The sequence below is a fragment of the Leptotrichia sp. oral taxon 879 str. F0557 genome, assembly GCF_000469385.1.
Classification (GTDB): Bacteria; Fusobacteriota; Fusobacteriia; order Fusobacteriales; family Leptotrichiaceae; genus Leptotrichia; species Leptotrichia mesophila.
The window spans coordinates 143,810-158,897 of the sequence record NZ_KI271304.1; the positions used below are offsets into that span (position 1 = coordinate 143,810).

Sequence of the window (15,088 nt, forward strand, 5' to 3'; positions counted from 1 at the left end):
ATATTTTACCATTTTTTACATTTTTTCTCAAAGCATTTTTTCTTAATTTAATAGAACAGCCTAAATCTTAATAATTTTATTTTATATATTCAAATTAGTAATTTTTAATCTATAAAAAGGCTGTACTTAGATTTTATCCTAAGCCAGCCCTTCTTATAAGCAAATTATTCTATTATTTCAAAAATTGCCTTTGGCTCTTCAACTTTTTCTGATGTTATTACAAATGCATCTATAACCATATTTTTAGATTCGTTCACATTTTTATCATCATTATAGTAAATTTCAGCAATTTTTTCATTTTTTTCTATTTTTTCCCCAACTTTTCTAAAGATATTTATTCCAACTGCATGGTCAACTTCATCTTCTTTTTTAGCACGGCCTGCACCAATAATCATTGCTGCTTTTCCAATTTCTTCTGTTTTTATTTTTTTTATATATCCTTCATTTTCAGAAAAAATTTCCATTACATATCTAACTTTTGGAAGTAATCCATAGTCATTTATAAGGTCTTTGTTTCCACCACTTTCCCCAATAAATTCTGCCAATATCTTTAATGCTGTTCCGTTTTTTATTACTTCATCAATTTTTTCTTTTGCCTCACTCAATTCTGATATTTCACCTTTTTCTTTCAAGGCAAGTCCTGTAATCGTATAAACAACTTCTTTTACGTCAGAAGCACCATTTCCCTTTAAAAATTCAATTGCTTCTATAATTTCGTTTGCATTTCCAATTGCATGCCCAAGCGGTTCATCCATATTGCTAAGTACAACCTTAACTTTTCTTCCAGCACCTTTTCCAATTTCAATCATTCTTTCAGCCAATTTTTTAGCTTGCCCCAAATCTTTCATAAAGGCTCCATCCCCAACTTTTACATCAAGAATTATAACATCTGAATAAATTGCTAATTTCTTACTCATAATACTGCTGGCAATTAACGGAATACTTGGAACAGTTGCAGTCACATCACGTAAAGAATATAGTTTCTTGTCAAGCGGAACTATCTTGTCGCTGTATCCCATCAGCCCAACTCCAGTTTTATTAGCAATTTTTACAAGTTCCTCTTTTGTCGTTGAAAACTTGAATCCTTTAATTGACTCAAACTTGTCAATTGTTCCTCCAGTATGCCCAAGTCCTTTTCCAGATAACTTCACATTTCCCATCCCAAGTGCTGATAAAATAGGGGAAAGTATTACTGTAACCTTATCTCCAACACCTCCTGTACTATGCTTATCCACAAGAAATCTATCTATCTCATCAAATTTTATCACATCTCCAGAGTCTCTCATTACCATTGTAAATTTCAACAGTTCTTCCTGTGTCATATCATTAAAGTAAACTCCCATAAGAAATGCTGACATCTGATAATCAGGAATATTTCCAGCCAAATATTCATTTAATAAAAACTCTATCTCTGTATCAGATAGTTTAAGGTTGTCACGTTTTTTCTCAATTATATCAACTGCTCTCATAAAATCATCTCCTAAATATTTCTTAAACTATGGCTTGGAAATCAAAATATTCCAAATCATAAATTACTAGTCCAATAAAAAATTGTAAATATAAAAAATTAAAGAAAAGATAAAAAGGTTGTAAAAGAATGATATTTAATTTATCAATTCTCAAACAACCATTTTTATAAATTTTTGCACTTTGAAAAATATTTATAATTACAATGTAGGTTTCACTTGAATTTTACCATCTTTAATATCTTGTTTAATTTGTTCAAGACGTTTGATGTTTTCTTCTCCAATTTTATCTTTTGTAAATTCAAAGTTAGTTGTTCCTACTCCATTTTCCTTGATTCCAAAAACTTGTAATTTTGCTTCAAATTTTCCATCTATAGAAGATTTTACAACATCGAATACTGCATTATCAACATATTTCATCATAGACGTCAAAATTATTCCTGGATACAAATTATCTTGGTTAGAATCCACACCAATTCCATAAACATTTTTTTCCTTAACTGCTTGGAATACTCCTAGTCCACTTGCTCCAGCAGCATGATAAATAACATCCGCACCTTGTTGGATTAGTGTTTCAGTTTTAGCTTTTGCTGATGCCTGGTCGTTAAATGAGTTGTTTCCTCCAATGTATACAGGTAAAACTTTAATATCTGGTTTTACGTATCTTGCACCTTGTGTATATCCCGCATAGAATCTTTTAATTAATTCAGATTCGTTTGCACCCACAAATCCAATACTTCCTGTTTTATCCATCATTCCAGCCAACGCTCCTACTAAGAATGAACCTTCTTGTTCTTTAAACAAAATAGAAGCAACATTTGGCAATCCATTTACAGTTTCATCAATTATTGCAAATTTTTGATCAGGGAAAGCTTGAGCTACAGCAACTAATGAATCTTTCATGCTGTATCCAACCGCAATAATCAACTCAAATTCTCCAGATTCTGCAAATTGTGTTAAAGCATTCTTTGCTTCTGTTGATGGGTCTTTTGGCTCATATTCTTTAAAAGAAATTCCTAATTCTTTCTGAGCCTTTTCTAAACCTCTAAAAGTCGCATCATTAAATGATTTGTCACCTTTCCCACCAGTAGAATAAACTACTGCAACAGCCTTTTTAGAATTTGTTGCATCTGCAGATGTTTTACCATCTTTTACCTGCTCTCCTGTAGCTGGTTTATTTCCACAAGCTACAACTAACATTAATGCAAAAATTACACTAAAAATTGTTATAATTTTTTTCATTTTCTCCTCCTAAAAATTTTTATTTTCTTATGTTTTATTATACCCTATTTTTTTAAATTTTAAAATAGTGTCTCATAAATTTTTCAAAAATTTTTTAAGTATACTAAAATTTCTTTAAAATTATAAAGACTTTTTTTATATTAAGTTGATAAAATCAGATAACTCTAAAATTTTATAATATTTTTATCATAAAAAATCGGAAGACAATCTATACTTTTTAAACAATTCTTCCGATCTTTTATGTTTATCATTCTAAAATAATCAAACTATTAGTAAATAGCTCTAAATCCAATTCCACCTCTAGTATTTTTTCCTTTTATATCGTATCCAGCATTTAGCGTTATTCCAAATTTTGTATTATCTATCCCTACTTTTAAATCGAATTTTCCATTTCCATCTCTATCTTCTTTTTCCCCTCTTATTCCAAACCAGTCTGCTTGTGTACCTCTTACTCTTCCTTTATTGTTTTTTGTTTTTCCTAATTCGTTTTCATAAGACGCTGTTAATCCTATTGATAAATTAGTTCTTACTGCCAATGGCTGAATATATTTAAATTCTGCTCCAATTTCTGGTTTTACTGAAATATAATCATTTCCTTTTACTTCCAGCTTCATTTGTCCACTTCTTTCTTTTATGCTATTAAATCTTCCATATTCCATTTTTATTGAGCCATATGGACGTAAGTGTATTTTCTCGCTCATTCTTATGTCATATTCCAGTTCATTTTTAATTGCCATACCATAAGAATTATAATTTGAACTTGCTTCAAACACATCATCTACAACTAAATATTTCCGATTCATTTCATTAATTCCAGTAAATATATCTCCTGATATTCTCCATTTTAATACTCCGTTATAATCAGAACTTGGTGATATTGTCTTGAAAATCCCTGCTTTAACCATTGTTTGCTTCTCTTTTGAATGTCCAATATCTTTAAATTTAAATTTATTTGTTACAGCTCCAGCATACCAGCCAACTGAATTTCCAAGTTTTAGCGTTTCATTTTCATGAACATAGGCTACACCATAGGCATTACTTGTATAATTAATTATTCCAGCTGTATCTGAATTATACTCATTCCTCATTCCAAATATCTTAATTTTGCTATTTTGTTTTGATGGATTTCTCCAATCTTTTTGTAAATGTTCAAATTCTTTATTTAAAGTATTTCCCGTCGAATTAATTCTTTGCTGAAGATTTCCATATTGATGTCCCATCATTTCATCAAATGCTTGATACAATAGAATTTCTTCGTTGTTCCCAATTGAATTTAGCTTTGTAAATATTTCTCTTTCTCTACTTCCTAAAGCATTTACACCGTATCTTTGTTCCAATCCATCTGCAAAATTGTATGTATCTGTACTTTTTACAGGCGTTGATTCTCTACCAGCCCATGCTGTATAAGGCACTTTTGCCAAGTATAGGCTTGTTATTCTGTTTGTTCCTAATTCTAGTGTCGGGGTAGCCATCCATGTCAATGAAGATGAATAAACAGTCCATTTTATATTTGGGTTATTTTCCATTGCATTTCTATAGGTATCCAATATTCTTGGATCATTTATCAGGATATATTTACTATTTGTAATTTCTGCTGCTTCGGTACCAATTATTAAATCCGCCTCACTTGTTAGATTTTCCAAACCATTTATTACATTTGTAAAGCTTATTCCAGAAGTGTTTACATACATTCCGATACTTGAAGCTGATACTGATATTGGATTTCTAGCTTCCGTATTTATGACTACTGGTATTTGAGGAACTCCATTTACGGTAATTGTAGCAGATAAAACTCCAGATGGTGCTGTAACTATAAGTCCCCCTAGTTCTTTTCCTGTATCTGGTGTTGTAAATGGGACTACAGTCCTGTTTATATCTGTTTCACCATTTACCGTTATATTTCCGTAATTAATTACCGTTCCACCTTTTAAATAAACTCCTTTACCATTTCTAGCATTTATATTTATTGTACCAGTATTATTAAGTGTAGAACCTTCTCCCAGATAAACTCCAACAACATTACGATAAGTTCCAGGTCCAGTAGTTATTGTACCACTATTCACAGCTGCCGCCCCATCTGTAACATAAATTCCTGTTGTATTGTTTTCGTTTAGATTGATTATTGCTGTATTTGTTGCTGTACTTCCAGAACCACTTGCATACAATCCAATTCCACTTTTACCATTTACATTAATCGTTCCTCTATTTACAACATTTCCAGTATCTGTTGTCCCATATCCTGCACCCATTCCTACTGAATAAAGCTTATTCACTACATCAGAAGCACCTACATTGATTATACCTGTATTTGTCGCAGTTCCTCCTCTAATACTGTAAATTGCAACACTTCCTTTACCACTTGATAGATTTATATTTCCATTATTTATTACTGTTCCTGCTGAATAAATCCCGTAATTCTCTTCTCCTGTTGATGTAATATTTGTATTATTCAAAATTAATCCAGCTGTATCATTTGAATAAACATACACATTTTTATTTTCAAGTCCTACATTTGCTATATTTGAAGTTATTTTATTTCCTGTTCCAACATTTACAAATCCGAATGAATTATCTCCAATTTCAAAAGAAGTTGCCATATTTGTTATATTTTGACTAGTTCCTACTGTGTAAACTCCTACTGCTTCATCTGTTCCAGTTGTGATTTTTCCATTAGTTAAACTTATATCACCATTTTGAGAATAGATTCCAATTCCAGCATTTCCAACATTTAGTTTTCCACTGTTTTTAGCTTCGTATCCATAAATTCCAATTGAATTTTTTCCAATATTTAATACCCCTGTATTCTCAAGAGTTGCAGCTTTATTATTAGTGTATAATCCTACATTGGGATTATTGATTACAGCTGAATCCGATAACGTTATAATTCCACTATTTCTAGCTTTGTATGCTGATGTTCCTGAAGCATAGATTCCAGTATTTCTATCACCTGTTAGTTCTATTTTTCCCACATTTTCAACTATTGTCCCAGCGGCAAGTGATGAATCAGGCTTGTATGACATTGCAACTGAGTCAGTCTGAAAAAGCTGAATAATTCCACTATTTTTCATAGCCTGTGTCGTAGAGCCTTCCGAATACATTCCTATTGAATTAGTTCCTATTGATATTTTACCAATATTTTCAAGCAAAGAATCACCTACTCCGTACATTGCAGTTGATTTATTAGCTACTGTAATAACACCTGATGCCTTATTATAAAGTTCTCCAAATTTCGCATAAATTCCTGTAGACCTCGTACCACTTAAGTTAATTTCGCCTTCATTTTCCAATGTAACTTTATTTCGTAAGTATAGATCTTTATTATTTTCCTGAGCCATTGCAACCTGATTATCATTTGTTCCTGCCATAACTTTAGCAGTTTTATTTTTTATTGATGAATTTGAAATTTCCAAATGATTATATGCATCAGAAGTATCGTCCAAATCTACATTCTGATTAATTGTTAATTTGCTTAAATAAAGCATAAACGTTTTATAATCAGTCCCAGTTATGTTAGCTCCAGTAGCACTTGAAATTGTGTCTCCTGTTGTATCAGACAAGTTCATCCCAACATTTTGTGCTATAAACAGCCTTGAACCTGTATTCATTGTCAAATTTAAATTCCCTAAAGTTGAAGTATTACCATCTCCAAAATTATTTTTTGCCCAGTTTTCAATTTCTGAGGTACCAAATGTAGTTCCATTTCCTACATAATAAAATGCGTTACCTCTTTCCACAGGAGTCGTTCCTCCTTCAATAGTTGCGTTCATAGTTCCACCCAATGAAATTTTACCGGTTCCATTTTCTCCAAGATAAAATAATAATGATTTTTTCCCTGTACGCGCTGTTCCTGTTCCTTTTAATGTCAAAGTTGAATTTTTATCAGCATCATAATTTACCGCTCCATCATCTGCATTTACAGTATGATCCTTGACTTCCAGCTTAGCATTCTCTCCAGCATACAGCCCTATTGATTCTGCCCCTTTAACACTTACATTCACATCAACATTATTTTTTCCATCACTTACAAGTTTTGAATTTTTACCAACAACAATTCCATAAGATCCTTTTTTTACAGTTACAGATTTTCCTGATGAACTGTCAGTATAAGTATAAATTCCAGCAGATTGCAATCCGTTATTTACGGTTATTGTTCCATTAGCTTTTACTGTCACATCAGCAGTATTTGATTTGTTATCTCCTATTATTAATCCAGAAACTCCATCTCCTACAGCTGTAATATTTCCACCATAATTTAATGTACCATTCGATATTAACGCTCCTGTCGAATCATTTCCCTTTACTTTGATAACACTTGTTTTAGAAAATGTTCCAGTTGGATTATTAGTACCTTTTGTCATATAAACACCAATATTAGTCGAAACTCCTGTTCCTTCTAAATCAATTTCACCTTCATTTTCAAGGTTTCCACCACGAGTTGCCATTCCAACTCCATTAATAATTGTCAGATTTGTCTTTGTTGCAATCTTTTTACCATTATTATTCTTAACATCAGCATTTGTTCCAACAATTCCCATCGAAGAATCTCCATCTAAATAAATATTACCGTCATTTATTGCTTTAGGTGTTCCAGGAGCATCTGTCGTGACTGTTCCTTTATCCACTCTCATAGCAATATTTTGTCTTCCTGCTACACTACTAACATTAATTGTCCCCTTTGATGCATTTGTTATGTCGTCTGCTGCATTTACAATTAGAACCATTCCAGTATTTCCTTTACCACCAGAAACATTAATTGTTCCGCTATTTGTAACTTTTCCATTATATCCTCTTATAGAAAATGCTGCTTTTCCTTCAGTGATTCCATTTTCTATAACTGCCATTCCTGATGACAATGAATTTAAAACTGTTGTAACTCCAGCTGAAGTGTGTGTGCCTGCATCTCCTGATATTTCAATAGTACCACTATTGTTCATTGTACTATTATTTGCAACTCGTGATGACCATTTCATGGCATAACTTTCAATACCACCCATAAACATTCCTTTTGTTCCTGAGCCAGTATTTGACATTGTGACTCTGCTTGGAGAAGAGAGTGCAAATACTTGCATTCCAATTGATTTTTCACCAAAAAATCTTATTATTCCATTATTTGTCAAAAAATAATTCGAATTAGGATATTCGTCTCTATTTTCATAAGTCAGTATTAATCCTACTTTATGTCCCACATATCCGTTTTTATTTTTTATCTCAATCGACGCAGGACGGTTTGCAAACATTCCAGGAATTAATGATCTTTCTGTATTTAATGGAATCAAAGATTGCAATTCGCTATCGCTTGGTTCCAAAGCATCTGTTATTACTCCACCGTTACCATTCGTTATCTTACGTTCCTTTTGATCAAAATTTCGAGTTTGTTTCAAATAAGTATCCGTCTGAGCTTCAAATCCCACAACTAAGGGTCCTATTAAATTTATAGTACTATTATTCTCCAAATCAACATCAATAACATTATCTACTGTAGCAGCTCTTGAACCACCAACCAAGAAGTCTTGACCATTATAATTTCTTCCCGCATTGATCTCGTCCTGTCTTTGACTGGTATTAAGTGGGTTTTTAGAAGTTACAGTTAAATTATTATTTAATTGAACAGTAGAACCATTAGTATCATTTGATATAACATCAAAATGAATGAAAAAAAGCGCACTTTTTCCACCAGCTTGAGAAGCCCATCCATACCTTAAAGAGGGATTATTTGTTGTAATATCATTTATACTGGTATTTGCTTGAGTATATGTTCTAGGTGTTCCAATTGCAGGATTATTATAAAATGAACCGTTTATTCCGGGCAGTGTAATGTATCCCATAGGATTTTGATAAGAACCTAATTGTATGTTAAAAGTTGGAGGTGCTGGTAGATCTGGTAGTACTGGTAACTTTATTACTGGTTTTGGTGGCGTAAATCTGATAGGTTCTGGTAATATAGGTATGATTGCTGTTTTATCAGCTATTGAAAGTGGAGATTTATTAACTCTTCTTGGCCTGATTCCGGCACTTATTTCAAAACTTACTAATGGTTCGGTAGCTGAATATACACTTATAAGTCCGTAACCATTTGCTAATCCTGTAGCAGAAGCTAATCTTCTTGTCCTTTCAAGCAGCTCATAATTATCACTATTTGGAGATATTGTTCTTTCATAAAGATTCAGACTTCTTTCAAATATTCCTTCGTACGGATATTTTTCATTCTTGTCTCCAATCCCTTTATAAGCTTCGTGCCAATCGTTATAATATCCACCATTAGCAAATTGCCAATTAATCCAAGGTGATTTTACAACATGGTCTCCCTGCTCCATTAATTGAATTAATTCTAAATTTGAGCTATTTAACAATCGCTTGTTTTCTTTTTTTGATTTTTTCACATTTTCCTGCATTTTATTTATAGATTTTAAAAATTCATATCTATAATTTTCAACAGAAGGTTCCTTTGTTTCTGCTGTTAAAAAATTATTTGACATTACTGTTCCACACAATAAAAATGTGAGTAATGCCGAATCTGTATACTTAAAGTTCTTGCATTTCTTTGCAAAACTTTTTAAGTTTTTTCTCAATTGCTTTAATTCATTTGACATTTGTTTCAAACCTTTCTTGATATATTATAAATTATTCAAACATAGTAAGAATTTACTATGAACTATAATATTTAATTTCCCTTTAAAATAACTGTTAAATAATGATTTCCATTAATGTTATCATAATCAAATTCATAATAACATCATATCTTAAAAAAATCAAGTATTTTTAAGAAAAAACATCAATTTATTAATCTATTATTAATAATAAACGCCATTTTTTTATTATTTACCAAAAACTTTATCTTTTCACTTAATATTTCCTAATAATTTTTCTATGTTATTAATTAAAAAATTAATTTTTATTAATAATTTATATTTGTCTATTTGTATATTTTATGCTAATCCCTATTAAAATAACGAATTTATTACAAACTTTTCTAAATTAAAGAAAATGTTTTGAAATAAGACAAATAAAAAATAATCTATCTATAGTTGTAAAATTTATAGAAATGAGCAATTCTGCGAGAAAAATATAATAAAAATAGTAAAAGCTGTTATTAAATAAAATATCTGATACTAAATCCCATTAGAAAAAATAAAAACTATATTTCAAAATTTATTAATTTAAATGGAGATATAGTATTATTAAAAAGAATTATTACACTAAAAAGTCAAAAAAAAATCAAACTACAAAAGAATTTTAAATTAGTAGTTTGATTTTGAAAAAATTATTTTACTGTAAATATATTTTCTTTATTAGTCAACTAACGTTGGATTAAAGTCTTCAACCCAAGGTAGTCCAAATTTATTTAATGCTTCCATAAATGGATCTGGATCCATTTCTTCTACGTTAAATACTCCTGGCTTTTTCCATTCACCAGTAAGTACCATTGCAGCTCCTATCATTGCAGGTACTCCTGTTGTGTAAGAAATAGCTTGTGAACTAACTTCTTTGTAACATTCCTCATGATCGCAAACATTGTATACGTAATAAGTTTTTTCTACACCATCTTTTTTACCTCTAAAAATATTTCCGATGTTTGTCTTACCTTTTGTTCTAGGCCCAAGCGAAGCCGGATCAGGCAACACAGCTGTCAAAAATTGTAACGGAACAATTTTCTTTCCTTCAAATTCTATTGGCTCAATTGAAGTCATCCCAACATTTTCAAGCACTTTTAAGTGAGTCAGGTAACTTTGTCCAAAAGTCATAAAGAATCTAATTCTTTTAATACCTTTAATATTAACTGCAAGCGATTCTAATTCTTCATGGTGCAGTAAGTACATATCCTTTTCACCAATTTGTGGGAAATTGTACACTCTTTTAATTTCCATCGGTTCTGTTTCTACCCATTTTCCATCTTCCCAGTAACTTCCATTAGCTGTAACTTCTCTAATATTAATTTCTGGATTAAAGTTTGTTGCAAAAGGGTAACCGTGATCTCCTGCATTTGCATCAAGAATGTCAATGTAATTTATTTCATCAAAATAATGCTTTTGTGCATATGCCGAAAATACTCCAGTAACACCTGGATCAAATCCACTTCCTAAAATAGCAGTAATCCCAGCCTTTTCAAATTTTTCCTTATACGCCCATTGCCATTTATACTCAAATTTGGCTGTGTCCAAAGGCTCATAATTTGCTGTATCCAAATAATCAGTCTTAGTTTCAAGACAAGCATCCATAATTGTCAAATCTTGATATGGTAAAGCCACATTTATCACAATATCAGGCTTATATTCATTAATCAATGCCACTAACTCAGACACATTATTTGCATCCACCTTTGCAGTCTGAATCTCAATTCTTCCAGCATATTTACTTTTTTCAATTCTTTCCTTGATTTCATCGCATTTTGCCTTTGTACGGCTAGCTATCATAATTGAACTAAATACTTCTGAATTTTGTGCACATTTGTGACACACTACATTTGACACTCCTCCAGCTCCGATTACTAATGCTTTTTTTTCCATTAATTTTCGCCTCCTCAAATTTATTTTATTTTTTTATTTATTAATTCTGAATTTTTTCTCAACATTATTATACTGTAAAATTTTTATTCTGTAAATTACTTTTTTAAAAATCTTGTAAAATCATTTGACTTAGGCTATTTTTATTTGCTATAATAAATTAAAAGATAATAAATTTTAGGAGGAATGTAAAAATGAAAATTGTAGTCTTCGATGCAAAACCTTATGATATTGAATTTTTCGACAAATGGAACGAAAAATTTGGAGCAGATATTACATATTTTGAAGAAAAATTAAGCTTAAAAAATGTGATGCTTACGAAATACCAAGATGTTGTCTGTACTTTCGTAAATGATGACTTAAATGCAAAAGTATTAAATATACTTGCAAAAAATGGTGTAAGAGTTATTGCCGCAAGATGTGCTGGTTATAACAATATTGACTTAAAGGCTGCCCGTGAAAACAGAATTACTGTTTTAAGAGTACCTGCCTACTCACCATTTGCTGTGGCTGAACATGCTTTAGCATTACTTATGACTGTAAATAGAAAAACACATAAAGCATATAATAGAACTCGTGAAGGAAACTTCAGTCTTGCTGGATTAACTGGTATTGACTTGCATGGTAAAACTGCTGGAATTATCGGTACTGGAAAAATTGCAAGAATTTTTATAAAAATATTAAATGGACTTGGAATGAACGTAATTGCATACGATTTATATCCAAATGAACAAGCTGCAAAAGAAGAAAACTTTACTTACGCAACTTTGGATGAAGTACTTGAAAAAGCCGATGTTCTTTCACTTCATTGCCCATTAACACCGCAAACTAGACATATTATCAATGCCGAAAGCCTTGCAAAAGTTAAAAAAGGGGTTATTATTATAAACTCTGCACGTGGTGGATTAATTGAGACAGAAGCCTTGCTTGACGCTGTAAAATCTAAACAAGTTGGTGGAGTTGGACTTGACGTTTATGAAAATGAATCAAGCTACTTCTTTGACGACAAATCTAGCCAAGTATTAGAAGATGATGTTTTAGCAAGATTACTATCATTCAACAATGTAGTATTGACATCTCACCAAGCATTCTTAACAAATGAAGCATTAGATAACATTGCCGAAGCTACATTTAACAACATTTTATCTTATGTAAAAGAAGAAACTTTACAAAATGAAGTTTGGTACGATGAAGAAAATGATAAAATCGTTGAAGGTGTCAGAGTTCAAAAATAATTATTATTTAAAATTTTGATATAAAGTTTTACTATCAGAAAACTTTACGAGAGGCTGTTTTAAAAAGCAGCTTCTTTTAATATTTTCCTAAAAATACTTAAAGTCTCAATTCAAAAGATTTTTTGTATTATATACTCAAACCTATTTTAAATTAAACTGCTAAAATTATATAAATTAATGGTTTGAGTAAAATAGTCATCGCTTTTGAGTTTAGTTTTAAATAAGTTTTACTATAAATTTATTTAATTAACAATTATTTTTTTTCTTGAAAAAAATTTTACTTGTAGTTAAAGATAAAAATTTGAATGTATAAAGAAAGGTTTAAAAATATGGATTTATTTGAAATAAAAAAACAAAATGAAATAAATGAAATTAACATTGAAGAAATTAGGAGGCATCTTTGACATTGAAAATTTAAAAAATGAAATTGATGGCTTGGAAAAAAAGACATTTGAAGCAGATTTCTGGAACAGTGAGAACAGTCAGGAAATATTAAAGACTATTAGTGCAAAGAAAAAGTTGCTTGAAGAATACGAGAAATTAAATGGACTTTTTGAAGATGTTTCCACTATTATTGAGTTTATTGAGATGGGGGACAATTCGTTTGAAAATGAGCTTGAACAGAAGGCACAAGATTTGACAAATGAAATTGATAATTTTAAGACAAAATTACTTCTAGATGAGGAATACGACATGAATAATGCGATTCTTACAATAAATTCAGGGGCTGGTGGAACTGAAGCTTGTGACTGGGCTGAAATGCTTTACAGAATGTACGACAGATGGGCAAACCGGCATGATTTTAAAGTTGAAATCCTTGACAGCCTAGCTGGAGAAGAAGCTGGAATAAAAAGTGTAACATTAAATATAAAAGGGAATTATGCTTATGGATATTTAAAAGGAGAAAAAGGGGTACACAGACTTGTCAGAATTTCTCCATTTGACTCTAATGCTAGGAGACATACTTCATTTGCTGCAGTTAATGTTACTCCAGAAATAGAAGATGACGTTGAAATTGATATTCGTACAGAGGACTTGAAAATTGACACTTACAGGGCAAGTGGCGCAGGCGGACAGCACGTAAACACAACAGACTCAGCCGTTAGAATCACTCATATTCCTACAAACACAGTAGTTACATGCCAAAATGAACGTTCACAGCTAAAAAACCGTGAAACTGCAATGAAAATATTAAAATCAAAATTATTCGAGCTGGAACTAGAAAAGCGTGAGAAGGAAATGGCAGAATTAAAGGGAACAGAATCAAAAATCGAATGGGGAAGTCAAATCCGTTCGTATGTCTTCCAGCCTTATAAAATGGTAAAAGATCACAGAACAAAGGCAGAAGAAGGAAATGTGGAAAAAGTTATGGATGGAGACATTGACTTATTTATAAACGAATATTTAAAATATGCTAAATCCTAATAACATGTTTAAAATTTAAAATAATTTTACTTATACTAACTAAAAAAATTGAAAGGATTAGATTATGAAAAAAACTAGATGTCCATGGGCAAAATCTGAAAATGACATTGTCTATCATGATACTGAATGGGGAGTACCTTCCCACGATGATAATTATCTTTTTGAAATGCTAATATTGGAAGGCTTTCAGGCAGGACTTAGCTGGAATCTTATTTTGAATAAAAGAGAAAATTTTAGAAAGGCTTTTGATAATTTTGATTATAAAAAAATTGCAAAATATGATGAAACTAAGTTGGCTGAACTGGCTCAAAATGATGGAATTGTGAGAAATAAATTAAAAATAGCCGCTTCTGTTAAAAACGCCCTTGCATTTATGGAAGTACAAAAGGAATTTGGCTCATTTGACAAGTACATTTGGAATTTTACAGATAACAAGCAAATTATTAATAACTGGAAAGAGATATCAGAAGCACCTGCTACTACAGAATTATCTGATAAAATCAGCAAAGATTTGAAAAAACGTGGCTTTAAATTTGTTGGCTCTACAATCGTTTATTCTTTCTTACAGGCAATCGGAATAGTTGATGATCATTTAATTAGTTGTCCTTATAAAAAGTCAGCTAAATAATTATTTATAAAATTTTGTAAAATAAATTTTATATTTTATTTGACTTCAGAGATCCTTTTTATTTCGTTATTTACGAGTATATAAGGATCTATATATCTTTTTTTTACTTTTATTTTTTCTTTCAACAATAAAAATTCATCAAATTTTTTCTTATTTATTATATCTTCCAATTCTTTCTTTTTGGACGAAGAATTTATTTTTTTTATTATATATTCATCTGTAAAATTAAAATCCTGAAGCTGAATAATTTCTTCATTCAAAGCTGAAGTCAGTAAATTGCATAACATCGTGTTTATATACATATTTAACGGATCTTGAAAATACTCTACTACTTCCTGAAAATATAATTTCTGAAACCATTTTCCAATTTCTAAAGAATTAAAGCATAATTTATTTTGATATACCGCTAGATTATTAACTATTTCTCTTACGTCTTTATGTGAAATTCTTTTCTGCCTAAACAAATCCCTTAAAGTATAGTCTATTCTATCAAATGACAATTTAGGCAATTCATCATCTAAAAAACTATAATTTTTTGACATTATTCTTTTTATATTATAGATTGTATAATATATTGCGACAAACTAAAAA

At 30.7% G+C, this 15,088-nt stretch carries 8 protein-coding genes; 3 read left to right on the forward strand and 5 right to left on the reverse strand.

Going from position 1 to position 15,088, the window contains the following annotated elements; genetic code table 11:
- Positions 1-164 precede the first annotated feature (164 nt).
- From HMPREF1552_RS04395 to HMPREF1552_RS04410, 4 genes are all read right to left on the reverse strand, one after another.
- Entirely contained in the window at positions 165-1,469 is a 1,305-nt protein-coding gene (locus HMPREF1552_RS04395; protein WP_021743890.1) for a thymidine phosphorylase, read from the reverse strand.
- A gap of 198 nt (positions 1,470-1,667) precedes the next feature.
- Positions 1,668-2,708 (reverse strand): BMP family protein, encoded by a 1,041-nt coding sequence (locus tag HMPREF1552_RS04400; protein ID WP_021743891.1) that lies wholly within the window; start codon positions 2,706-2,708, stop codon positions 1,668-1,670.
- Between the two features lie 269 nt (positions 2,709-2,977).
- Entirely contained in the window at positions 2,978-9,298 is a 6,321-nt protein-coding gene (locus HMPREF1552_RS04405; protein ID WP_021743892.1) for an autotransporter-associated N-terminal domain-containing protein, read from the reverse strand.
- A 699-nt stretch (positions 9,299-9,997) separates the two neighbouring features.
- Positions 9,998-11,212 carry a saccharopine dehydrogenase family protein gene (locus HMPREF1552_RS04410; protein ID WP_021743893.1) on the reverse strand — a complete coding sequence of 405 codons (1,215 nt, stop codon included), beginning with the start codon at positions 11,210-11,212 and terminating at the stop codon, positions 9,998-10,000.
- 191 nt (positions 11,213-11,403) lie between these two features.
- Here HMPREF1552_RS04410 and HMPREF1552_RS04415 point away from each other — a divergent pair, with 191 nt between their 5' ends.
- The 3 genes from HMPREF1552_RS04415 (at position 11,404) to HMPREF1552_RS04425 (ending at position 14,497) form a co-directional block, all read left to right on the forward strand.
- Positions 11,404-12,444, forward strand: coding sequence for a 2-hydroxyacid dehydrogenase (locus HMPREF1552_RS04415; protein WP_021743894.1), 1,041 nt, complete (start codon positions 11,404-11,406; stop codon positions 12,442-12,444).
- Between the two features lie 329 nt (positions 12,445-12,773).
- Positions 12,774-13,869, forward strand: a protein-coding gene (gene prfB, locus HMPREF1552_RS04420; RefSeq protein ID WP_196808120.1) for a peptide chain release factor 2 whose coding sequence is annotated in 2 segments (ribosomal slippage) — positions 12,774-12,845 and positions 12,847-13,869 — 1,095 coding nt in all. Because the reading frame shifts where the segments join, the coding sequence is not laid out codon by codon here.
- A gap of 64 nt (positions 13,870-13,933) precedes the next feature.
- On the forward strand, positions 13,934-14,497 hold the full coding sequence (locus HMPREF1552_RS04425) for a DNA-3-methyladenine glycosylase I (protein WP_021743896.1): 564 nt from the start codon (positions 13,934-13,936) through the stop codon (positions 14,495-14,497).
- 35 nt (positions 14,498-14,532) lie between these two features.
- Here the strand turns inward: HMPREF1552_RS04425 and HMPREF1552_RS04430 are convergent, their stop codons facing one another.
- Complete coding sequence (locus HMPREF1552_RS04430; RefSeq protein WP_021743897.1) at positions 14,533-15,039, reverse strand: hypothetical protein; 507 nt, start codon at positions 15,037-15,039, stop codon at positions 14,533-14,535.
- Between the last annotated feature and the right edge of the window lie 49 nt (positions 15,040-15,088).